Genomic DNA, 22,221 nt, shown 5'->3' with positions numbered 1-22,221 from the left:
ACGACGTTTCGGCGTCAGTGGACGGCGCTGTGCCCAGGACCACATGGGCGGGGTGTCCGCTCATGCAGCTCGGGTGTCGAACGCGGCTTCGCGGACTCTCGTCGCGCGCGGAACCGGCCCGAATCGGCGATTTTACCAGTGTGAACTGTTAGCGGCAGCGCGTGGGGAATGATGGAGCAGGGCTCGTACGCGATGCGAGGAAGAATTGGGAGGCATCGCCTGCGGAAAGAACGCGAGGAGTGGGCAAAACGCGGACAAATTGCAGGCAAAAAAACCGGGGCTATGGGCCCCGGAGCAACAACGACAAGAGGAGAATGGTGACGCGGCGGCATCGCCGCACACGTACCGTAAAGACAGACCGTGGAATTTCACAAGAGTTCGAAAAATTTTTCGATCCGCTTGTGAGACCCGTCCGAGGTTTACCTCGACGCGCGTGGCGAACTGGCTGGCGAATTCCAGGTCTGGTCTGTCTTTCCGCGAAAAACTTATTGCGCGTGCTGCGCCATCGCGCGCAGGTAGATTTCCACGCGACGGTTCTGCGCGCGGCCGGCTTCCGTGTTGTTGTCGGCGATCGGCTGGTTGGCGCCCATGCCCGAAGCCGCGAGGCGCTGCTGCGCGACGCCGTCTTGCGCGAGCTGATTCACGACGCTTTGCGCGCGGTTGACGGAAAGCGTCTGGTTGTACGCGGGCTGGCCGGTGCTGTCCGTGTGGCCCACGACTTGCGCGACGACTTCCGGGTTCTGGTTCAGCGTTTGTGCAACCTGCGTCAGCACGGGAGCGAACGACGACTTGATCGCGTAGCTGTTCGTGTCGAACGTGACCGAGCTCGGGATGTTCAGCTTGAGCGAGCCGTCCGGCTGCTCGGTGATCTGCGTGCCCGTGCCCTTCGTCGCGCCCGACAGCTTGTTCTTGATGTTCTGCCAGTTGTAGCCAGTGACGCCGCCGACAGCCGCGCCGACGCCGGCGCCGATCGCAGCGCCCTTGCCGCCGCCGAAGATCGCGCCGAGTGCGGCGCCCGTGCCTGCGCCGACGCCCGTGCCAACGGCCGTATCCGTGCCTTGCTGGGTCGCGCATCCGCCGAGCAGCGCGCCGACGACAGCCAGTGCCGACAGACGGGTCATGATTTTTGCATTCATTCAGGTTCCTCTCTTTAATTAAACGGTCAACAGTTGCAAGGGCTCGTGAACCGTGCCGACAGCCGGAAAGGGTCTTCCGGCAGGCCCCCGCGCCAGCCACTACAATGACGACTGGGCAGGCGACGATTCGGCCCTATTGCAAAACTTGCGCGGCAAGCGTGCCAATGAGACAGGTTTTAGGCAATGCCGGCTAACAATTTCTTTCAATATTTCAGGCGTGTGGCGCAGACTTCGATCGCGCACTGCGCCAAGCGTTCCCACGGAGACTCAATGAGCATCGATCGGGCTTTGGTAGACGCGGCCCTCGCAGCCATCACCGACCCCAACACCCAGAAGCCCTTCGCGGCAGCGAAGAACTTCAAGAACGTCAACGTCGATGGTGCCACGGTCAGCGTCGACGTGGTACTCGGCTATCCGGCCAGGCGTCAGTTCGAAGCGATCCGCGCGCTCGTCGAGAACAAGCTGCGCGCGGTGCCTGGCGTCGAATCGGCGCGCGTGCAAGTGTCGCAGGACATCGCTGCGCATACCGTGCAGCGGGGCGTCAAACTGTTGCCGAACGTGAAGAATATCGTGGCCGTTGCGTCGGGCAAGGGCGGTGTCGGCAAGAGCACGACGGCCGTGAATCTCGCGCTTGCGCTGGCGAGCGAAGGCGCGTCGGTGGGTATTCTGGATGCCGACATCTACGGCCCGTCGCTGCCGATGATGCTCGGCATCGAAGGCCGTCCCGAATCGCCCGACGGCCAGTCGATGAACCCGATGGCAGGCCATGGCGTGCAGGCGAACTCGATCGGCTTTCTCGTCGAGCGGGACAACCCGATGGTGTGGCGCGGCCCGATGGCCACGTCCGCGCTGGAGCAACTGCTGCGTCAGACCAACTGGAAGGATCTCGACTACCTGATCGTCGACATGCCGCCAGGCACGGGTGATATCCAGCTCACGCTGTCGCAGCGCGTGCCCGTGACGGGCGCCGTGATCGTCACGACGCCGCAGGACATTGCGTTGCTCGATGCGAAGAAGGGCTTGAAGATGTTCGAGAAGGTGGGCATTCCGATTCTCGGCATCGTCGAGAACATGGGCCTGCATATCTGCTCGAACTGCGGCCACGAAGAGCATATCTTCGGCACGGGCGGGGCGGAGCGGATGTCGAAGGAATATGGCGTCGACGTGCTCGGCAGCCTGCCGCTTGACATCGCGATCCGCGAACAGGCCGACTCGGGCACGCCCACCGTGGTTGCGGACCCGGACGGCCGCATCGCGGAGATCTATCGGACGATTGCGCGCAAGGTCGCGATTCATATCGCCGAGCGCTCGCGCGACATGAGTTCGAAGTTCCCGACCATCGTCGTGCAGAACACATAAGGCGCGAAACGCCCAGTCTGGCCGGCGCGGCGCAACTGAACAACGGGTCGAACAACTCTTCAGGGAGCGGGTAGAAAGGGGTCTGAATGCGGCCCCGCTCGCGGTATCATGTCGGCTTCATCAGGTCCGGCAACGCGGTCGCGGGGGCGGCCGGCGCTCGACAAGAGGATCGCATGAGAAAACGAATCAGCGGCAAGGCGATCAAGACCATCGTCGTCCTGGCTGCGACCAGCGCCCTGCTGTCAGGGTGCATGGGCTTCCTGAAGCCACAGGAGAAACGCGCTGACGCGCAACTGCTGCCGACGCTGGGCAACCAGGCGCGCGGCATGGTCACGTTCATCGAGCGTTCGGATGGTGTTCAGGTCACCTACAACCTCACGGGCTTGCCGCCGAACAGCGATCACGCGCTGCAGGTGCACGATCGCGGCGACTGCAATTCCGCCGACGGCGCGGGCGCGGGCGCCGTGTTCGCGCCCGCTGCGGAGCGCCTGAAGTCGGGCGCTCGCGTCGAGGGCGATCTGGGCAATATCCACGCGGACGCGGCGGGCGTGGCGGCGGGCTTCATCGTCGCGCCGGATGTCTCGCTCGACGGCGTGCGTTCCGTGCTGCAGCGCGCCGTGCTGGTCCACCGCGAAGCGTCCGATCCCTACGCGTATCCGCAACATGACGCCGGTCCCGCAATCGCGTGCGGGCTGATCCGTCAATAAACAGGCTCATTCACGCGAGTTCATACTGCATCGCCCCTTCTCCTGTCCGCCAATCGTTTGCGCGGTACGCAAACACCTGTTCTTCCGCCCGTTTCCGCTTCAATTCCCGCAGATATCCGTATTGCATCGTCGACGGCTGTCAGGCCGGCGCGCGCCATTGCGCGGCACGTTCGCGCACGCGATTCGGCTCGCATCGGGCGCGCCCGCCAGGTTCGCGTAAAATAAGCGCCTTTCGTCCGGCGGCACGCGTTGCGAAAGCGGCGCGCAAGCGTCAGCCGGCCCGATTTCACCCCGTCAGCAGCGTTCACCTATGAGCATCAAATCCGACAAGTGGATCCGGCGCATGGCCGCAGAGCACAAGATGATCGAGCCGTTCGCGCCAGACCAGGTGCGTGTGACGGAAGACGGTCGCAAGATCGTCAGCTACGGCACGTCGAGCTACGGCTACGACATCCGCTGCGCCGACGAATTCAAGATCTTCACGAACATCAACTCGACCATCGTCGATCCGAAGAACTTTGACGAGAAATCGTTTGTCGATTTCAAGGGCGACGTCTGCATCATTCCGCCCAACTCGTTCGCGCTCGCGCGCACGGTCGAATATTTCCGCATTCCGCGCAGCGTGCTGACGGTGTGTCTGGGCAAATCGACGTATGCGCGCTGCGGCATCATCGTCAACGTGACGCCGTTCGAACCGGAATGGGAAGGGCACGTTACGCTCGAATTCTCAAATACGACACCTTTGCCTGCGAAAATCTACGCGAACGAAGGCGTTGCGCAGGTGCTGTTCTTTGAAAGCGACGAAATCTGCGACGTGTCGTACGCGGATCGCGGCGGCAAATATCAAGGTCAGCATGGCGTGACGTTACCGAAGACGTAACGCAACCGCGCATTGAATCACCAGCTATCCGGGTGACCGCTGCGCTTCAATAAGCAGCGGTCGTTCTTTTTGGAGAATCGCACATGAAGTTTCGTTTTCCCGTCGTCATCATCGACGAGGACTTCCGCTCCGAGAACATCTCGGGTTCCGGCATCCGGGCGCTTGCCGAGGCTATCGAGAAAGAAGGCGCGGAAGTGCTGGGTCTCACGAGCTATGGCGATCTGACGTCGTTCGCGCAGCAGTCGAGCCGCGCGTCGTGCTTCATCCTGTCGATCGACGACGATGAACTGCTGCCCTACGTCGAGAATGGCGATGGCGAAGCGCCCGATATCGCGCCCGCGATCATCGATCTGCGCGCGTTCGTCGAGGCCGTGCGCAAGCGCAATGCCGACATCCCCATCTTCCTGTATGGCGAAACGCGCACCTCGCGCCATCTGCCGAACGATATCCTGCGCGAACTGCACGGCTTCATCCACATGTTCGAGGACACGCCGGAATTCGTCGCGCGGCACATCATCCGCGAGGCGAAGGTGTATCTCGATTCGCTCGCGCCGCCGTTCTTCAAGGAACTGGTGCAGTACGCGGACGAAGGCTCGTACTCGTGGCACTGCCCGGGCCATTCGGGCGGTGTCGCGTTCCTGAAGAACCCGCTCGGCCAGATGTTCCACCAGTTCTTCGGCGAGAACATGCTGCGCGCGGACGTCTGCAATGCCGTCGACGAACTGGGCCAGCTGCTCGATCACACCGGCCCCGTTGCCGCTTCCGAGCGCAACGCGGCGCGCATCTTCAGCGCGGACCATCTGTTCTTCGTGACGAACGGCACGTCGACGTCGAACAAGATCGTCTGGCACGCAACCGTTGCGCCCGGCGACATCGTGCTGGTGGACCGCAACTGCCACAAGTCGATCCTGCACGCGATCACGATGACGCACGCGATCCCCGTGTTCCTGACGCCGACGCGCAATCACTTCGGCATCATCGGACCGATTCCGCGCGACGAGTTCAAGCCGGAAAACATCCGCAAGAAGATCGAGGCGAATCCGTTCGCGCGCGAAGCGCTGGCGAAGAACCCGAACCTCAAGCCGCGCATCCTGACGATCACGCAGAGCACGTACGACGGCGTGATCTACAACGTCGAAATGATCAAGGACCTGCTCGGCGATCTGCTCGATACGCTGCACTTCGACGAAGCGTGGCTGCCGCACGCCGAGTTCCACGAGTTCTATCAGGACATGCACGCGATCGGCGCGGGCCGTCCGCGCACGGGCGCGCTGGTGTTCGCGACGCACTCCACGCACAAGCTGCTGGCGGGCATTTCGCAGGCTTCGCAGATTGTCGTGCAGGACAGCGAGAACAGCACCTTCGACCGCCATCGCTTCAACGAGGCGTATCTGATGCACACGTCCACTTCGCCGCAGTACGCGATCATCGCGTCGTGCGACGTGGCGGCGGCGATGATGGAGCCGCCAGGCGGCACGGCACTGGTCGAGGAATCGATTGCGGAGGCGCTCGACTTCCGCCGCGCGATGCGCAAGGTCGACGCCGAATACGGCGACGACTGGTTCTTCAAGGTCTGGGGCCCGGAGCATCTCGCGGAAGAGGGCATCGGCTCGCGCGACGACTGGATGCTGCGTCCGAACGACCGCTGGCACGGCTTCGGCCCGCTTGCGGACGGCTTCAACATGCTCGACCCGATCAAGGCGACGATCATCACGCCGGGGCTCGACGTGGACGGCGAATTCGGCGAGACGGGCATTCCCGCGGCGATCGTCACGAAGTATCTGGCCGAGCACGGCATCATCGTCGAGAAGACGGGGCTGTACTCGTTCTTCATCATGTTCACGATCGGCATCACGAAGGGCCGCTGGAACTCGATGGTCACCGAACTCCAGCAGTTCAAGGACGACTACGACAACAATCAGCCGCTGTGGCGCGTGCTGCCCGAGTTCGTCGCGCAGCATCCGGCGTACGAGCGCATCGGCCTGCGCGATCTGTGCGAGCAGATCCACAGCGTCTATCGTGCGAACGACATCGCGCGTCTGACGACGGAGATGTACCTGTCGAGCATGGAGCCCGCGATGAAACCGTCCGACGCCTTCGCGAAGCTCGCGCACCGCGAGATCGACCGCGTGCCCATCGACGAACTCGAAGGCCGCGTCACGTCGATCCTGCTGACGCCGTACCCGCCGGGCATTCCGCTGCTGATTCCGGGCGAGCGCTTCAACAGGACCATCGTCAACTATCTGCGCTTTGCGCGCGAGTTCAACGAGCGCTTCCCGGGCTTCCATACGGATATCCACGGGCTGGTCGGCGAGACGATCAACGGGCGCATCGAGTACTTCGTCGATTGCGTGCGCGATTCCTGATGATGAAGACGGCACTGCGCTTCGGGTTGTGGCGTCGTGCGCGCGTCGGCGCGCCGGCGGCGTTGGGCGCGTTCGCGTCGGCAATGACGCTGGCGAGCGCGCTGATGATCGCGCCGGGCGCGGCGCAAGCCGAAGTCGCCGCCGCCGATCCCATCGACGCATCGATGCGCACGTGTCTCGCGCGCGCCGACATGTCGTCGGCGGTCGGCCAGGTGCAGTGCATGGATACGGCGCGGCTCGCGTGGCAGGCGTCGATGGACCAGTCGTTCCAGCAGTTGCTGTCGCAAGCAGCTGACGCGCAGAGCAAGAAGTGGGAAGAGAGTCAGAAGCGCTGGAAGGCCTGGCGCGAAGCGGACGGCAAGTTGCTGGCCGACATACTCGCCACGACACGCGGCACGTCGTACCAGCTCGCGGTCGCCGACATGCAGTTGCAGCCGGTGCGCGACCGCGCGCTCGCGCTGCGTGCGGCGGCGATGGACGCCGGCAGGCAGGACCCGAAGAAACGCCCACGGGCCTGCTCGTTCGACGCGCAGTGCGAGCACGCAATGTTCGACCTGAACCGCTATTACCGGCGCCTGCATGCGAAGCTGCCTTCGCATACACGGCCGGAGCTGTCGCGCGCGCAACGCGCGTGGACGGCGTATCGCGACGCGACCGTCCCGTTGATGGACGCGCGCTCGCAAGTCGATATCATCGGCGCGCGCGTCGCGCAGCTCAAGCGCATGGGCGACACGGCCGGCAACGACTGAGCCGGATCTTTTTCTAAAAACTGTTCGAGGAGCTAAGTGCTTCTCGCAGCACGCATGTTCTATGCGCGGTGAATCAGATCACACCGCGCCCATTCCCATTTAGTGACACTTTTTTAAAGTTGCACTTACAAGTGCCGTTATCTTACGTTGCGTTACTAGGGCGTCGGATAAAGAAGCACGGCACGCAGCATGCCCGATCCGGAAGGCCCCTGGAGCGTCAGCCATTCTTTGATCGGGATCACTATCTTGAAGCTATCCAAACCCTCCGCATTGCTCGTCGCCACGTTCGTTGCCGCGGCACTGAGCGGATGTGCGACGGAGGCGTCGCGCGCGCTGCCGACGCCCGAAGTCAGCAGCGCACACGTGCCTTATGCCGGCAAGCCGGTACTCGTCGCCGTCGGCAAGTTCGACAACCGTTCGAGTTATATGCGCGGCATCTTCTCGGACGGCATCGACCGGGTCGGTAGCCAGGCGAAGACCATCCTCGTCACCACGCTGCAGCAGAGCCGCCGCTTCTCCGTGCTCGAACGCGACAACCTGGGCGAAATCAAACAGGAAGCCGCGATTGCCAACAAGACGCAGAAGCTCAAGGGCGCGAACTACGTGATCACGGGCGACGTCACCGAGTTCGGCCGCAAGGAAGTCGGCGATCAGCAACTGTTTGGCATTCTGGGCCGCGGCAAGAGCCAGGTTGCGTATGCAAAGGTCAGCCTGAACATCGTCGATACGACGACTTCTGAAGTGATCGCATCGAGCCAGGGCGCGGGCGAGTACAGCCTGTCGAACCGCGAGATCATCGGCTTTGGCGGCACGGCGTCATACGACTCCACGCTCAACGGCAAGGTGCTCGATCTCGCGATCAAGGAAGCCGTCAATCATCTCGTCGAGCAGGTCGACGCGGGCGCTTTACAGGCCGCGAACTAACGCGTCGCGAATTAACGCTTCAACACATCACATCCAATAAGACCATGTTGAAAAGAACAAATATGCTGACGGGCATCGCGCTGCCCGTCGCGGCAGCGTGTGCGCTGCTGTCGGGGTGCGCGAACACGAAGAACGTGTCGCTTTACCAGTGGGATGGCTATCAGCCGCAGGTGTACGAATACTTCAAGGGGCAAAAGAGTCCGCTCGAACAGATCGATGCGCTCGAAAAAGCGCGTCAGCAGATTCTCGCGAAGGGCGCATCGGCGCCGCCGGGCTTCCACGCGCATCTCGGCATGCTGTACGCGACCGTCGGCAAGGACCAGGAAGCGAAGCAGGAACTGCTCGCGGAGAAGCAGTCGTTTCCTGAATCGTCGACTTACATGGACTTTCTGCTGAGCAAACTCCAATGACCATGACCCGCTTTTTCTCACTGAAACTGATCGCTGCGCTGTCCGTCCTGTTCACGTTGACGGCGTGCGTGACGCATGCGCCCCGCCAGGTCGACTACACCGCGTTTCGCAACAGCAAGCCGAGCACGATTCTCGTGCTGCCGCCCATCAACGACACGGCGGACGTGAACGCGACCTACGGCATGCTGTCGCAGATGACGATGCCGATCGCGGAAGGCGGCTATTACGTGGTGCCTGTCGTCGAGATGGAAGAGACCTTCAAGCACAACGGCCTGACGACGCCGACCGACATCCAGGCCGTCGCGCCCGACAAGCTGCGCAGCATCTTCGGCGCGGACGCCGCGGTGTACACGAAGATCACGCAGTACGGTTCGAAGTACACGATCATCGACAGCACGACGGTGGTGTCGGCAACCGCGAAGCTCGTCGATCTGCGCTCGGGCGACACGCTCTGGCAAGGTTCGGCAAGCGCGACGGGCAAGGAACTGGGCGGCAACGTGAACGTCGGCGGCGGGCTGATCGGCGCGCTGGTGCAGGCAGCCGTCAAGCAGGTCGCGCATACGTTGAGCGACGAATCGCACGATGTGGCGGGGTTGACGAGCCGCAAGCTGCTGTCGAGCGGCGGCGCGGATGGACTGCTGTATGGTCCGCGTTCGCCGAAGTACGGCACGGACTGATGTTGTTGTGAGGAACGCGCGCCGTTTATGTTCGGCGCGCGTGTCCTGCTCACGCGTCAGGTGAGCAGGTAGCCATCTTTCGCGGCAGTCTTCTGCAACGAAGGCAGCGCGAGCAGATCGCGCGCGGCGTCTTCGATGAAAGCGGACAGCGCATCGAGCGCGAGGTCGTTGTCGTCGGTGCCGAACGGCTCTTCGATCTGCGACGCGATCGCGTCGAGCGCCATGAACGTGTACGCGACGAATACCGAGAAGATCGGCGTGAACGCGCCGACCGTTTCCACCAGTCCGAATGGCAGCGCCGCGCAGAAGAAGTACACGGTGCGGTGAATCATCACCGAATACGCGAACGGCAGCGGCGTCGACAGGATCCGCTCGCAGCCGCCGACCACATCCGATAGCCCGTTCAAATTGCGATCGATGGCCTGGACCGTCCATGCATCCAGCTTGCCATCGCGTGCCTGCCGCTGCGTCCATTCGCCGAGCCAGAGCATGATCGTCGCGGGCCGATAGCGCGACATCATGACGCGCTCGAAGAGCGGTTTGTCGAGTCTCGTCGACAGATCTTCCGATGGATCGGTGCATCTCAACTGATGGCGCAGCGCATGCGCGAAGGCGCACAAGGCTTGCACGAAGGCCTGCGTTTCGCTCGGGTCGATATGGGCGTTCGGCAGCGTCAACACCTGGCGCGTGAGCGAGCGCGTCTCGTTGAGCAGGGAGCCCCAGAGCTTGCGCGCTTCCCAGTAGCGGTCATAGCTCGCGCTGTTGCGAAAACCGAGGAAGATCGCGAGCGCAATGCCGATAAGCGAGAACGGCGTGGTGGTCATGTTGATGCTGATCTTCAGCAGGTGAACATGCACGCCGAGCGCGACGAGTGAAATGAGCAGAATGACGCACAGACGCGGCAACAGTTCGGGCAACACCGAACCGCGCCACGCGAGCAGCATGCGGAACCAGCGGAGATGTGGGCGGATGATCATGACAGTGAGCGATGAAAGCCGATGGTTGCCGTGATAGTAGCCGACGAGGCGCAGCGGCACGGCGAGGTAACAGCGGCCAATTGTCCCCGCGATGCAGCGAAGCCGCACGAGCCCGAAGCCGCAGACAGCCCGTGTGAAAACAAAAAAGGCGAACCCTCGCCAGAGAGTTCGCCTTTCAGCAGCCGAATGGAAGCGGCCTAGCCGAGCGCGGCCCGCGCAGCTGCAACGGCAGCGCGCACCTGATCCGGCGCGGTGCCGCCCGGATGATTGCGGCTCGCCACCGAACCTTCGAGCGTCAGATAGCCGAACACGTCGTCGCCCAGCAACGAAGCGACGTTCGGCAATTCAGCCTTCATCTCGTCGAGCGACAGGTCGGCCAGATCGCATCCGCGTTGTTCGCAGAAACGAACGGCATGCGCGACCGCTTCGTGCGCGTCACGGAACGGCAGGCCGCGCTTGACGAGGTAGTCGGCGAGATCGGTTGCCGTCGAGAAGCCTTGCAGCGCAGCCGCGCGCATGTTGTCCGCCTTCACGGTGATGCCCGTGACCATCTCGGCGAAGATGCGCAGCGTATCGGCGACGGTATCGACGGTATCGAACAGCGGTTCCTTGTCTTCCTGATTGTCCTTGTTGTACGCGAGCGGCTGGCCTTTCATCAGCGTGAGCAGCGCCATCAGGTGGCCGTTCACGCGACCCGTCTTGCCGCGCGCCAGTTCGGGCACGTCCGGGTTCTTCTTCTGCGGCATGATCGACGAGCCGGTACAGAAGCGGTCGGCGATGTCGATGAAGCCGACGCGCGGGCTCATCCACAGCACGAGTTCTTCGGAGAAGCGCGACACGTGGGTCATGACGAGCGCCGAGGCCGCCGTGAATTCGATTGCGAAGTCGCGGTCGGAGACGGCGTCGAGCGAGTTCGCGCAGATGCCGTCGAAGCCGAGCGTCTTCGCGACGGCGTGACGGTCGATCGGATAGCTGGTGCCTGCGAGTGCCGCCGCGCCGAGCGGCAGACGGTTCACGCGCTTGCGGCAATCCACCATGCGTTCGGCGTCGCGCGAGAACATTTCGACGTAGGCGAGCAGGTGATGGCCGAACGTCACGGGCTGCGCGACTTGCAGGTGCGTGAAGCCCGGCATGATCGTGCCCGCGTTGTTTTCGGCGAGGTCCAGCAGCGCGACGCGCAGATCCTTCAGCAGATCGCCGATACGGTCGATTTCGCCGCGCAGCCAAAGGCGGATGTCGGTCGCAACCTGGTCGTTGCGCGAGCGGCCCGTGTGCAGGCGTTTGCCGGCATCGCCGATCAACGCCGTCAGGCGCGCTTCGATGTTCAGGTGCACGTCTTCGAGATCGAGTTGCCAATCGAACTCGCCGCGCTCGATTTCACCCTTGATCTGCGCCATGCCGCGCTGGATTGCCGCGAGGTCGTCGGCGCTGATGATCTTTTGCGCGGCCAGCATCGACGCGTGCGCAAGCGAGCCTTCGATATCGACGAACGCGAGACGCTTGTCGAAGAAGACCGACGACGTGTAGCGCTTGACGAGTTCCGACATCGGCTCGGAGAAGCGAGCCGACCAGGCTTCGCCTTTTTTATGCAGTTGGGACGTCATGGTGATGGGCAGTATGCGAGGTGAAGACGCTGACGGCGCGTGGAGACGGCGCCGCCTCGAAGGAGACAACGATTTTAACACCCGCCGTGCGGGCGGCTTCCGGGTGGCCGGGCAAACTCATTCGCGCATCAGCACGACGAGCTTCAGGTCTTCGCGGTGCGCGGGCTTGAAGGTGATCTGGTTGTAGACGACGTGGCCGTCGCGCGGATGGTTGAACCGGCGCTGGCCGCCTTCGCGCTCGTTGACGTCCTGCGACGCCCAGAAGCGCGCGAACGCGTCGCTCGAGGCGGAAAGTTCGTCGATCAGCGAGCGCGTGGGCGCGTCGTTCTGATGGCGGATCGAATCGGCGCGATATTCGGCGGCGAGACGCCGCGCGCGGATTTCCCAGTCGACGATCAGGCTGCGCGCATCCGGCGACAGGAACGTATAGCGCAGCAGGTTGCGGTCGTGCTCGCCGTCGAGCCAGCCGACGAACAGGTCCGCCGCGGGCTCGTTCCACGCGAGCGCGGTGAACTGGCGGTCGAGCACGTAGGCGGGCGCGCTCACGAGCTGCACGGTCTTGAGCAGCATGGCGGGGGTATCGGCGGCGGCGGGGTCCGGCTCGGCCGGGTCGCGCTGCGCGGCGAGTTCAAACAGATACGCGCGCTCGGCGCGCGAGAGCTGCAGCGCGACGGCGATGCGCGCGAGCGCGTCGGCGGACGCGGACACGGGCCGTCCCTGTTCGATCCAGGTGTACCAGGTCGGGCTCACGCCGCACAGCTGCGCGACTTCCTCGCGCCGCAGGCCGGGCGTGCGGCGGCGCGGGCCGGGCGGCAGGCCGACGGCTTGCGGCGACAGGCGCTCGCGATGGGCGCGGATGAACTCGCCGAGCGCGCGGGCGGGCGACGCGTCGAGCGGCGGGGCGGAATCGGCGGGGGACGGCGTGGTCATGTGACGGGACGGCGATGGCTGGTAATGTCGATACCAGAATAATTGCTTGACTTGTACTGGTACAGGGCGGCCTCTATTGTAGCGACAGGCGAGACGCTTCGCGACTTTGACCCTATCCTCACAAACAGGCCTGAAGGCACTGGAGCACACGATGAAGCATCACGATCAGGTAGCCGACGCGTTCGGCTCGACGGCAGCCTCGTATTTGACGAGCCAGGTACACGCGACGGGCGCGGATTTGCAGACGCTGGCGGCCGTTGTGGCCGCGACGCCGGGTGCGGCGGTGCTCGATATGGGATGCGGGGCGGGGCATGCGAGTTTTGCGGTTGCGGCTTCTGCTGGATCTGTTGTGGCTTACGACATTGCGCCGCAGATGCTGGCTACGGTTGCTTCTGCTGCGGTTGATCGCGGTTTGTCGAATATTCGTACGCAGCAAGGCGCGGCTGAAAAGCTGCCGTTCGATGATGCTTCGTTCGATTGGGTCGTCAGCAGGATGAGCGCGCATCATTGGCACGATGTGCCGTTGGCGCTCGCCGAAGTGCGGCGGGTTTTGAAGCCCGGCGGGCGTGTGATGTTCATTGATATTGCTGGGAGCGAGCATCCGTTGCTCGATACGCATCTTCAGGCTGTCGAGGTGTTGCGCGATGGGTCGCATATTCGTGACTATCGTGCGGATGAGTGGGTGGCGTTTTTTGCTGCCGCAGGGTTTGAGGCCGTGGCGCGCGAGCGGTGGCGGCTCGATATTGAGTTTGCGTCGTGGGTCGCACGGATGCGCACGCCTGAGGCGCGGGTTGTTGCTATTCGGTCTTTATGGGCTTCCGCCCCGGATGAGGTTCGTGAGTATTTCACTGTTCAGGAAGATGGGTCCTTTAAGCTCGATGCTTTGATGATTGAGGCGTATTGAGGTTTGGGGGTTTTTTGTCTGCGACGCTATGTGGTTTGCTTTTGGCTTTGCGCTGGCATCCGCGATTGCGTTATCTAGCTTCAGGCGTCGCCCCTGTGCGGGGCGGCACCTACTTTTCTTTGCCGCCGCAAAGAAAAGTAGGGGCAAAAGAAAGCGGCTCACACCGCCAACATTTCTTCTTGCCTGAGGGCCCCCAACCGGTCCCTCACTTCACACGGCAGCGCACTTGTTCGCCCGCGTTGCCAGCGCTTCGAATGAGCGCCTCACCCACGTCAAACACCCATACACGAGCTAGTGGCAGCGAATGGTATGTGCCGCCCAGGTGGCAAACTGTGTGTAGGTTGTGGCGGCGTATGGGGTGGCGCTCTTACGGGGTGGGACGCATGCTCTATCGGTCCGGAGTGAGGTGCGTGCAGTACTACGGCCTACACACAGTTTGCCACCTGGGCGGCAGTGGACTATCTGGCACGGCGTGCTGCAACGCGGGTGCGTGAAGCGGGTGAGGCGCAGCGCAAGAGCGTTGGCAACGAACGCGAACAGGAAGGTTGCCGTGTGAAGTGAGGGACCGGTTGGGGGCCCTCAGGCAGGAAGAAATGTTGGCGGTGTGAGCCGCTTTCTTTTGCCTGGCGGTTTCAAGATGCAAGTGCAACACTTCCGTTTAGGATACGTTGCATGGGAAAGAACTACGAACATCTGAGCGCCGAAGAGCGCGGTGTGATCTTTACAATGAAGCTTGAGGCCAAGAGCACGCGCGAGATCGCGCGTGCTCTTTTGCGCTCACCAAGTACGATCAGTCGTGAACTGAGGCGCAATGACTGGAAACCGGCCCACGAGCGCTCTGTGATGGGACGCCCTGCGATCGCAGGCGGCTACAATTCAAGACGTGCGGGTTTGCGGGCAGGCAGACTGCGGCGCAAGCCACGGCGGGAGCGCAAACTGCACATCGACGGAGCGCTGTGGCCGCAAGTGCGCGAACTGTTGAGCAAACACCATTCACCCGAGCAGATCAGTGCGCAACTGAAGCTGGCGCATCCGGACGAGCCCACCCTGAACGTATCTCACGAAACCATCTATCACGCCATCTACGCAATGCCTCGGGGCGAGCTTAAACGCGAGCTGATCGCGCTTCTCAGACGGGGGCGCAGCACGCGCAGACCCCGCTCGCACGGTGAAGACCGACGAGGCAAGCTCACCGACATGGTCAGCATCCACGTGCGTCCGCCCGAGGCAAACGAGCGGTTGATTACCGGACACTGGGAAGGCGATCTCATCAAGGGTGCAGCAAACCGCTCGGCGGTGGGCACGCTGATCGATCGCAGCACACTGTTCCTGATGCTGGTCAAAATGGATGGCAGCACAGCGGAAGAGGCGTTGCGGGCCTACAGCGCGGCGTTCGCGCCGCTTGACCCGCAACTGCTCAAGACGCTGACCTACGATCAGGGCAAGGAGATGGCACTGCACAAGGAACTGGCCAAAGCGACGGGCATCCGCATCTACTTCTGCGATCCACACAGCCCGTGGCAGCGCGGTATCTGTGAGAACACCAACGGTCTGTTGCGCCAGTACCTGCCCAAAGGCGCGGACCTGTCCGTGCTCTCACAGCGTCAGCTTGACCTGATTGCTATCGAGATGAACACCCGTCCACGCAAGACTCTCGGCTGGAGAACGCCTGCGCAAGCCTTTATTGAAAACTGCAAGAAACAGGGAATCGAAATCAACCCCGCTGTTGCACTTGGTCTTTGAAACCGCCCCTACTTTTCTTTGCGGCGGCAAAGAAAAGTAGGTGCCGCCCCGCACAGGGGCGACGCGTGAAGCACGCTAACGAATCGCGGATGCCAGCGCGAAGGCAAAGCGCACCACCCCTCGGATGCCAGCGAAAAGGCAAAGCGCACCACCCCGCGAATGCCAGCGCAAAGCCAAAACGCACCACCCCGCGGATGCCAGAAAAAAGCAAAGCACACCAAACCAAAGCAAAAACCAAAAAAAACGGCGGCCCCCAAAAAGAGAACCGCCGTCCGCAGGACAAGAAAAAAGCTCAGCCCGTATTTCTCAACCCAGCCGCAATCCCATTGATAGTCAAATGAATCCCGCGCCGCACGCGGACATTATCATCCCCAGCGCGATGGCGCTTAAGGAGCTCCACTTGCAAGTGATTCAACGGATCCAGATAAGGAAACCGGTTCTTGATAGACCGCGCCAGCAAAGGATTATCCGCTAAACGTTCCTTCTTCCCGGTGATCTCAGAAAGCACATTAGACGTACGCTCCCACTCCGCGACAATCCGCTCGAACACATGCTTACGCAGCTTCTTATCAGCCACCAGCGCGGCATAGCGCGACGCCACCGCGAGATCAGTCTTAGCCAGCACCATATCCATATTGGACAGCAGGTTCGCAAAAAACGGCCACGCCTTATGCATCTTGCGCAGCAGATTCACACGACGTTCACGCTCGACATTCGAGCCCGCCGCCTCGAGCCATCCAGCAACCGCGCTACCAAACCCATACCAGCCCGTCAGCAGCAGCCGGCATTGTCCCCATGAGAAGCCCCATGGAATCGCCCGCAAATCCTCGATCTTGCGTTGCTTCGGGTCCTGCAGCTTGCGCGACGCCGGCCGGCTACCGATGTTCAACTCGGCGATCTCCGCAATCGGCGTCGACGAGAAGAAGTACTCAGTGAAGCCCGGCGTCTCATAAACCAGCGCACGGTACGACGCCATCGCCGCATCCGACAGCGTCTGCATCACTTCCTCGAAGTCGGGCAATTGCGACGGCGCATTGCCGTGCGGCAGCAACGACGCTTCGAGCGTCGCCGCAACGACCGTCTCCAGATTACGTCGGCCGATGTCAGGGTTGCCGAACTTGCTGGCGATCACCTCGCCCTGTTCCGTCAGGCGTATCTGCCCATCGACCGTGCCCGGCGGCTGCGACAGAATCGCCTGATAGGTCGGGCCGCCGCCACGTCCGACCGTACCGCCGCGTCCATGGAACAGCCGCAGCGTGATGCCGCGCTCGTTGAACAGCGACACCAGCGCCAGTTCCGCGCGGTACAACTCCCAGTTCGACGTCAGAAAGCCGCCGTCCTTGTTGCTGTCCGAATAGCCGAGCATCACTTCCTGCTCGTTGCCCTGGTTCTCGATGATGGCATCGATGCCCGGCAGCGCCAGCAGGTCGCGCATGATGTGCGACGCGTTGCGCAAGTCGGGAATCGTCTCGAAGAGGGGGATCACCATCAGGCCCGCGCGCGCCGGATCGACCGGATTGCCGAGCGCGCCTTGCAGCAGCCCCGCTTCCTTTTGCAGCAGCATCACTTCAACCAGATCGCTCACGGTCTCCGTGTGCGAAATGATGTAGTTGCGCACCGCGCGCGCGCCGAACTTCTCGCGCGTCACGCGCGCCTGTTCGAGCACGCCAAGTTCGCTCTTCACCAGATCCGAGTACTCGACATAGGGCGAACGCAGCAGGCGCGGCTGCGCGAGTTCCGCGAGCAGCACGCGCAGCTTGTCGGCTTCCGAAAGCGCCGCATAGTCGCTTTCGACACCCGCGCGCCGCAGCAGCTCCGCGATCACCGCTTCGTGGATGTCGGAGCTCTGGCGCAGATCGATGCTCGCCAGGTGGAAGCCGAACACTTCGGCGGCGCGCGTCAACGGCGACAGACGCGGCGTTGCCAGCGACGCGCCGTGATGCTCGGTGAGCGAATCGATCAGCACGTGCAGATCGCGCACGAACTCGGACGAATCGTCATAGGGCGTCGCGCGAATCTTCGGCGCGCCGGGGCCGGCGCTGCGCAGCGGCACCACGCCTTCGCCGAGCCTCACGCGCGCACTGGCGCCGAGCCGCGTGTAAATGCCGATCAGCGCGCGCCGGTACGGTTCGTCCGTGCGGTGCGGCGAGTGATCGGGGGACGCTTCCGCGAGCGCTTTCAGTTCGTCGCTCGCGCCCGCCAGCAGGTTCGACACCGACAGTTCCGCGCCGAGCTTGTGCACCTGTTCCAGATAGTGCTCGAAGATCACCGCGGCCTGGCGCGTGATCGCGTTTTCGAGCGTCTCGCCCGTGACGTTCGGATTGCCGTCGCGGTCGCCGCCAATCCAGCTGCCCATCTGGAAGAAGGGCGGCAGGCGGGCGTCGAGGCCGTGCTCGACGAGCGCTTCTTCGATGTCGGCGTAGAGCGCGGGAATTTCTTCGAGGAACGTCGCGCGGTAAAACGACAGCGCATTCTCGATTTCATCGGCGACCGTCAGGCGCGAGTCGCGCAGCATGCGCGTCTGCCACAGCGACGTCACGCGCGCGCGCAGCAGCGATTCGTTCTGCAGTCGTTCGCGCGCCGTCAGCGGCTGGTCGCGTTCGGCAAGCAGGCGCGCGATGTCGTGCTGCGCGTCGAGAATGCTCTTGCGCTGCACTTCCGTCGGGTGGGCCGTCAGCACGGGGACGATCAGCGCGTCGTTGAAGAACTGCTGCAGCACGGGCGTCGCGGCGGCGTTCGCTTCGACCAGCCGGTCGAGCGCATGCGCGATCGTTCCCGGCTGCGATGTCGAGCCAGCCAGATCGTGAATCCGGTGCCGGCGATTGCGATGACGGTCTTCCGCGATGTTCGCGAGGTGCGAGAAGTAGCTGAACGCGCGCACGACGCTTACCGTCTGCTCCGGCGACAACGCGCGCAGCTTCTTGTCGAGCGCCTGCGCGGCGACGCTGTCGTCCTCGCGGCGAAAGCGCACAGCCGTCTGACGAATCGTCTCGACGACGTCGAACACGGCGTCGCCTTCCTGCTCGCGCACCACGTCGCCGAGCAGCCGTCCGAGATAGCGGATGTCTTCGAAGAGCGGCTGGTCCTTGTCTTCGCGCGTGCGGGCATTGTCCTTCACCTGCGGCGCGGCGCCGTTCTTCGCTTCTTTCGACGCGCGCGCGGCTTCCTGCTTGCCGGCGCCGTCGGGTTTCATTCGTTTCGAGACGCCGTTGGCGGCGCCTTGGTCTTCGTGGATTTGCCGGTTTTGCCGGAGTCGAGGGCTTTCGTTGCTTTCAGGGCCTTGGCGGCCTTGACAGCGGAAGCGGCGGGAGCGGCCGATGCAGTATTGACGGCATCGGGCGAGGCAGTAGTGCGGCGGGCAGGGCGCGCCGATCCGGAAGACGTCACGATGTTTCCTCAGGAAAGCCAGGGTCTAAGAATGGTGAACTGCAACTGCGGGTACAGCGGGGGACTGCGCTCAAAGCCTGTCAGCGATGCGTCGCGCGCGGCGGAGGAGAGCCGGTTGCGCGTGCTGCGCCGCATTAAATCATCGCGCATGCGGCGCTTCGACGCGCGAACGACCGTGCTGGGGCTTCTGGCGGCCACGCGAGTCACGATCGATGCGGCTATGGACGGCGCTGCGTGGATGAATCCGCAGGCCTGTCTCCTCTGGTTCTACGGCGCTCGACAGAAGTGAGCGCATAGCGCCAACTACCGTCTCACGCAACTGCCGTCGCGCTGCTTTGGCATGGCCGTGCGGCCAGCGAGAGGTTGCCAAAGCGCGTGCTAACATTGTTTGTTATCACATCCCGTCGTTCAATGAATCAAACAATGAATTCCGAGACGCTTGCGCCCACTCCGCCCACCACGCTAGTCATTGCGTCGCGGGAAAGCCGGCTTGCCATGTGGCAAGCCGAGCATGTGCGGTGTGCGCTGCACAAATTATATCCATCTTGTGACGTAAAAATCCTCGGAATGACGACACGTGGCGATCAGATTCTCGATCGAACGCTGTCGAAGGTCGGCGGCAAAGGGCTGTTCGTGAAGGAACTGGAGAACGCGCTGGCCGACGGTCGCGCCGATCTCGCCGTCCATTCGCTGAAAGACGTGCCGATGGAACTGCCTGAAGGCTTCGCGCTGTCGACCATCCTGGAGCGCGAGGACCCGCGCGACGCGTTCGTCTCCAGCCAGTACGACTCGCTGGCCGCGTTGCCGCCCGGCAGCGTGGTGGGCACGTCGAGCCTGCGCCGCGAAGCGATGCTGCGCACGCGCTATCCCGAACTCGTCGTGAAGCCGCTGCGAGGCAATCTCGACACGCGCCTCGCGAAGCTCGACCGTGGCGATTACGCGGCCATCATTCTGGCGGCGGCCGGCCTCAAGCGTCTGGGCCTCGCCGACCGCATCCGTTCGCTGCTCGATCCCGCCGACAGCCTGCCCGCAGCCGGCCAGGGCGCGCTCGGCATCGAGATTCGCGCGGACCGCGCCGACCTCGCCGCATGGCTTGCGCCGCTGCATCACGAGCACACGGCGGCCGCGGTCGAAGCGGAGCGCATGGTGTCGCGCGCGCTGGGCGGCAGCTGCGAAGTGCCGCTCGCCGCTTACGCGACCTGGCATGACGGCGCGCTGCATCTGCGCGGCGTCGTCGCGACGCCTGACGGCCAGCGCGTGCTGTCCGCGCAAGCCTCCGCGCCCGCGCCGACCACGGGCGCCGCGCTCGAACTGGGCCGCGAGGTCGCGCGCCAGCTCGAAGCGCAGGGCGCACTCGAAATAGTCCGCGCGCTCACCACGGCGAGCGGCCCGGCTGCTTCCGCGTGATGGCGGCCGACTCGAACCCGATACCCGACGCATTGCCGTCCCGGGACGGCACAGGCGCATCGCATGCGACGCATCTGACCGTCGTGCTGACCCGTCCGGCGGGACAGTCCGACGCGCTTGCGAAGACGTTGCACGACGCGAGTGTCGCGACCGTCGAATTTCCGCTGATCGATATCGCCGCAGCGGACGACGAAGCGCCGCTGCGCGCGGCGCTCGCCTCGCTCGACCGATACGCACTGGTCGTCTTCGTGTCGCCGAATGCCGTCGATTACGCATTTTCGAGCCACGATGCGATCTGGCCGCACGCGCTGCCCGTCGGCGTGGTCGGTCCAGGCAGCGTCGCGGCGCTCGCGAAGCACGGCGTCGAAGCCCCCGCGTACCAGGTGATCAGCCCGGCCACATCGGCCGATGACCACGACGGTGCGCGCTTCGACTCCGAGGCGCTGTATGCGGCGATTGAAGTGTCGCTTGGCGACAACGCCTTCGAAGGCAAGCGCGTGCTAATCGTGCGCGGCGACGGCGGCCGCGAATGGCTCGCCGACCGCCTGCGCGAAGCGGGCGCCGAAGTCGAGACGGTCGCGGCCTACCGGCGCCTCGTGCCCGACCCGTCGATGGGTGCATGGTCGCGCATCCACACGCTGCTGTCGGACGAAGCGAAGACGCCGCACGCGTGGCTCGTGACGAGTTCCGAGGGCGTGCGCAATCTCGCCGAGCTCGCGCACGACCACCTCACGGCGAGCGAGCAGACGCACCTGAAGCGCGCGATGTTCGTCGCGCCCCATCCGCGCATCGCGGAAACCGCGCGGGCATTGGGTTTTGATAGCATTACGGTGTCCGGTGCGGGCGATGAACGGATCGCCCGTACGCTGTTGTCTCTCGCGGCCCCTTTTGAAGTTCAACCGGTCCAGTCCAACCCGGCACAAGAACGCATGTCTGATACCAACGCATCCACGACCCCCACGCCCCCGACGTCCAACTCCGCGCCGCGGCCCGCCACTGCGCTGCCGCCGAATCAACCCTTTGTGCCCTACGAAATGCAGCAGGCCAAGCCCAAGGGCAACGCGCTGCTGTGGGTGGTGATCGCGCTGGTGTTCATCGCGGCCGTCGCAGGCGGCCTTGCGCTGAACCGCCGGGTCATCAAGCTCGATCAGCAGCTGTCGCACCGCCAGCAGGCCAATGATTCGCAGACGGCCGAGTTGCGCGTGAAGACCGAGCAGGCCGTCGCCACCGTGCGTCAGGCCGATGCGCAGATCGCGCAGCTTGAGGGCAAGCTCGCCGACGCGCAGAACGCGCAGCAGGCGTTGCAGCAGCAATACGCGGATCTCGCGCGCAATCGCGACGACTGGACGATGGCCGAAGTCGGCCAGATGCTGTCGGCCGCGAGCGAGCAGCTGCAACTGACGGGCAACACGCAGCTCGCGCTGTTCGCGCTGCAGAGCGCCGACACGCGCCTCGCCGCGTCGGACGGCGCGCAGGTGCTGGCCGTACGCAAGGCGATCGCGCAGGACATCGACAAGCTGAAATCCGCGCCGTCCACTGACCTGACGGGGCTCGCCATCAAGCTCGACGACGCGATCGATCAGATCGACCAGCTGCCGCTTTCGGGCGAAGCGCCGATTGCACACGCCACGCCGCACGCGTCCACGCCGAAGGATGTCGACCGCGTCGCGGCCGCCACGGGCGAACCGAAGTGGAAAGTGTGGTGGAACCAGCTCGTCGCGGGTATTGGCCAGCAGTTGACGAGCCTCGTGCAGGTGCGCCGCATCGATCACGCCGACGCGATGCTCGTCGCGCCCGATCAGGGCTACTTCATGCGTGAAAACCTGAAGATGCGCCTGTTGTCCGCCCGTCTCGCGCTGCTCGCGCGCAACCAGACGACGCTCAAGTCCGACCTTCACGCCGCCGACAATGCGCTCGAGCGCTACTTCGATGCGTCGTCGAAGCAGGTTCAGACGGTGCGCGACCTCGTGAAGCAGATCGACGACGGCTCGGGCGCTGTCGACGTGCCGAACCTGGATACGAGCCTGCAGGCCGTGCATCAATACCGGACGCGGGGTTAAT

The 22,221-nt window shown here is 63.6% G+C and carries 18 protein-coding genes; 13 read left to right on the top strand and 5 right to left on the bottom strand.

Annotated elements, in window-relative coordinates; translation table 11 throughout:
- Positions 1-485: 485 nt before the first annotated feature.
- A complete protein-coding gene (locus H1204_RS12250) occupies positions 486-1,136 on the bottom strand; it encodes an OmpA family protein (RefSeq protein ID WP_042314862.1) in 651 nt (216 codons plus the stop codon).
- A 270-nt stretch (positions 1,137-1,406) separates the two neighbouring features.
- Between H1204_RS12250 and apbC the strand changes: the two genes are divergently transcribed.
- The 8 genes from apbC to H1204_RS12210 all read left to right on the top strand — a co-directional run bounded on the left by apbC (position 1,407) and on the right by H1204_RS12210 (position 9,208).
- Entirely contained in the window at positions 1,407-2,495 is a 1,089-nt protein-coding gene (gene apbC, locus H1204_RS12245) for an iron-sulfur cluster carrier protein ApbC (RefSeq protein ID WP_180728512.1), read from the top strand.
- Positions 2,496-2,668: 173 nt separating this feature from the next.
- Complete coding sequence (locus tag H1204_RS12240; protein WP_180728511.1) at positions 2,669-3,202, top strand: superoxide dismutase family protein; 534 nt, start codon at positions 2,669-2,671, stop codon at positions 3,200-3,202.
- A 310-nt stretch (positions 3,203-3,512) separates the two neighbouring features.
- On the top strand, positions 3,513-4,082 hold the full coding sequence (gene dcd / locus H1204_RS12235) for a dCTP deaminase (protein ID WP_180720199.1): 570 nt from the start codon (positions 3,513-3,515) through the stop codon (positions 4,080-4,082).
- A gap of 83 nt (positions 4,083-4,165) precedes the next feature.
- Positions 4,166-6,448 (top strand): arginine/lysine/ornithine decarboxylase, encoded by a 2,283-nt coding sequence (locus H1204_RS12230; protein WP_180728510.1) that lies wholly within the window; start codon positions 4,166-4,168, stop codon positions 6,446-6,448.
- Complete coding sequence (locus H1204_RS12225; RefSeq protein WP_180728509.1) at positions 6,448-7,197, top strand: lysozyme inhibitor LprI family protein; 750 nt, start codon at positions 6,448-6,450, stop codon at positions 7,195-7,197. Before H1204_RS12230 ends, H1204_RS12225 begins: the two co-directional genes overlap by 1 nt.
- 246 nt (positions 7,198-7,443) lie before the next feature.
- The gene (locus H1204_RS12220; protein WP_180728508.1) at positions 7,444-8,121 is read left to right on the top strand and encodes a CsgG/HfaB family protein; all 678 of its coding nucleotides are present in this window, start codon (positions 7,444-7,446) and stop codon (positions 8,119-8,121) included.
- A gap of 44 nt (positions 8,122-8,165) precedes the next feature.
- Positions 8,166-8,531, top strand: a complete 366-nt coding sequence (locus tag H1204_RS12215; protein WP_180728507.1) for a DUF4810 domain-containing protein — start codon at positions 8,166-8,168, stop codon at positions 8,529-8,531.
- A gap of 2 nt (positions 8,532-8,533) precedes the next feature.
- Positions 8,534-9,208, top strand: coding sequence for a DUF799 domain-containing protein (locus H1204_RS12210; RefSeq protein WP_180730944.1), 675 nt, complete (start codon positions 8,534-8,536; stop codon positions 9,206-9,208).
- A 56-nt stretch (positions 9,209-9,264) separates the two neighbouring features.
- Here the strand turns inward: H1204_RS12210 and H1204_RS12205 are convergent, their stop codons facing one another.
- From H1204_RS12205 to H1204_RS12195, 3 genes are all read right to left on the bottom strand, one after another.
- Positions 9,265-10,185 (bottom strand): bestrophin family ion channel, encoded by a 921-nt coding sequence (locus tag H1204_RS12205; RefSeq protein WP_180730943.1) that lies wholly within the window; start codon positions 10,183-10,185, stop codon positions 9,265-9,267.
- A 197-nt stretch (positions 10,186-10,382) separates the two neighbouring features.
- On the bottom strand, positions 10,383-11,789 hold the full coding sequence (argH, locus tag H1204_RS12200; RefSeq protein ID WP_180728506.1) for an argininosuccinate lyase: 1,407 nt from the start codon (positions 11,787-11,789) through the stop codon (positions 10,383-10,385).
- 117 nt (positions 11,790-11,906) lie between these two features.
- Positions 11,907-12,719 carry a helix-turn-helix transcriptional regulator gene (locus H1204_RS12195; RefSeq protein ID WP_091780438.1) on the bottom strand — a complete coding sequence of 271 codons (813 nt, stop codon included), beginning with the start codon at positions 12,717-12,719 and terminating at the stop codon, positions 11,907-11,909.
- A gap of 151 nt (positions 12,720-12,870) precedes the next feature.
- On the opposite strand from H1204_RS12195, the gene H1204_RS12190 reads away from it, so the two are divergent.
- A complete protein-coding gene (locus H1204_RS12190; RefSeq protein WP_180728505.1) occupies positions 12,871-13,623 on the top strand; it encodes a class I SAM-dependent methyltransferase in 753 nt (250 codons plus the stop codon).
- 672 nt (positions 13,624-14,295) lie between these two features.
- The gene (locus tag H1204_RS12185; RefSeq protein ID WP_180728270.1) at positions 14,296-15,366 is read left to right on the top strand and encodes an IS30 family transposase; all 1,071 of its coding nucleotides are present in this window, start codon (positions 14,296-14,298) and stop codon (positions 15,364-15,366) included.
- A gap of 292 nt (positions 15,367-15,658) precedes the next feature.
- Here H1204_RS12185 and ppc read toward each other — a convergent pair whose 3' ends face one another.
- Positions 15,659-18,559, bottom strand: a complete 2,901-nt coding sequence (gene ppc / locus H1204_RS12180; protein WP_243468484.1) for a phosphoenolpyruvate carboxylase — start codon at positions 18,557-18,559, stop codon at positions 15,659-15,661.
- 96 nt (positions 18,560-18,655) lie between these two features.
- Between ppc and H1204_RS12175 the strand changes: the two genes are divergently transcribed.
- The 3 genes from H1204_RS12175 to hemDX all read left to right on the top strand — a co-directional run bounded on the left by H1204_RS12175 (position 18,656) and on the right by hemDX (position 22,220).
- Positions 18,656-19,042, top strand: a complete 387-nt coding sequence (locus H1204_RS12175) for a hypothetical protein (RefSeq protein ID WP_243468483.1) — start codon at positions 18,656-18,658, stop codon at positions 19,040-19,042.
- Between the two features lie 134 nt (positions 19,043-19,176).
- Complete coding sequence (gene hemC / locus H1204_RS12170) at positions 19,177-20,160, top strand: hydroxymethylbilane synthase (protein ID WP_180728503.1); 984 nt, start codon at positions 19,177-19,179, stop codon at positions 20,158-20,160.
- Complete coding sequence (gene hemDX / locus H1204_RS12165) at positions 20,160-22,220, top strand: fused uroporphyrinogen-III synthase HemD/membrane protein HemX (protein ID WP_243468622.1); 2,061 nt, start codon at positions 20,160-20,162, stop codon at positions 22,218-22,220. Before hemC ends, hemDX begins: the two co-directional genes overlap by 1 nt.
- The last annotated feature ends 1 nt before the right edge of the window (position 22,221 follow it).

Source organism: Paraburkholderia sp. PGU19, from assembly GCF_013426915.1.
Classification (GTDB): domain Bacteria; phylum Pseudomonadota; class Gammaproteobacteria; order Burkholderiales; family Burkholderiaceae; genus Paraburkholderia.
Note: the sequence above shows the minus strand (reverse complement) of the source record. Positions and strands in the feature narration are given on the sequence as shown.

Bases quoted from the DNA above. Each gene is read 5' to 3' on its own strand.
- dcd (WP_180720199.1), top strand. From the start codon at position 3,513: ATGAGCATCAAATCCGACAAGTGGATCCGGCGCATGGCCGCAGAGCAC.
- H1204_RS12250 (WP_042314862.1), bottom strand. From the start codon at position 1,136: ATGAATGCAAAAATCATGACCCGTCTGTCGGCACTGGCTGTCGTCGGC.
- H1204_RS12215 (WP_180728507.1), top strand. From the start codon at position 8,166: ATGTTGAAAAGAACAAATATGCTGACGGGCATCGCGCTGCCCGTCGCG.
- H1204_RS12205 (WP_180730943.1), bottom strand. From the start codon at position 10,185: ATGATCATCCGCCCACATCTCCGCTGGTTCCGCATGCTGCTCGCGTGG.
- H1204_RS12230 (WP_180728510.1), top strand. From the start codon at position 4,166: ATGAAGTTTCGTTTTCCCGTCGTCATCATCGACGAGGACTTCCGCTCC.
- ppc (WP_243468484.1), bottom strand. From the start codon at position 18,559: ATGAAACCCGACGGCGCCGGCAAGCAGGAAGCCGCGCGCGCGTCGAAA.
- H1204_RS12210 (WP_180730944.1), top strand. From the start codon at position 8,534: ATGACCCGCTTTTTCTCACTGAAACTGATCGCTGCGCTGTCCGTCCTG.
- hemDX (WP_243468622.1), top strand. From the start codon at position 20,160: ATGGCGGCCGACTCGAACCCGATACCCGACGCATTGCCGTCCCGGGAC.
- hemC (WP_180728503.1), top strand. From the start codon at position 19,177: ATGAATTCCGAGACGCTTGCGCCCACTCCGCCCACCACGCTAGTCATT.
- H1204_RS12225 (WP_180728509.1), top strand. From the start codon at position 6,448: ATGATGAAGACGGCACTGCGCTTCGGGTTGTGGCGTCGTGCGCGCGTC.
- H1204_RS12195 (WP_091780438.1), bottom strand. From the start codon at position 12,719: ATGACCACGCCGTCCCCCGCCGATTCCGCCCCGCCGCTCGACGCGTCG.
- H1204_RS12190 (WP_180728505.1), top strand. From the start codon at position 12,871: ATGAAGCATCACGATCAGGTAGCCGACGCGTTCGGCTCGACGGCAGCC.
- argH (WP_180728506.1), bottom strand. From the start codon at position 11,789: ATGACGTCCCAACTGCATAAAAAAGGCGAAGCCTGGTCGGCTCGCTTC.
- apbC (WP_180728512.1), top strand. From the start codon at position 1,407: ATGAGCATCGATCGGGCTTTGGTAGACGCGGCCCTCGCAGCCATCACC.
- H1204_RS12240 (WP_180728511.1), top strand. From the start codon at position 2,669: ATGAGAAAACGAATCAGCGGCAAGGCGATCAAGACCATCGTCGTCCTG.
- H1204_RS12185 (WP_180728270.1), top strand. From the start codon at position 14,296: ATGGGAAAGAACTACGAACATCTGAGCGCCGAAGAGCGCGGTGTGATC.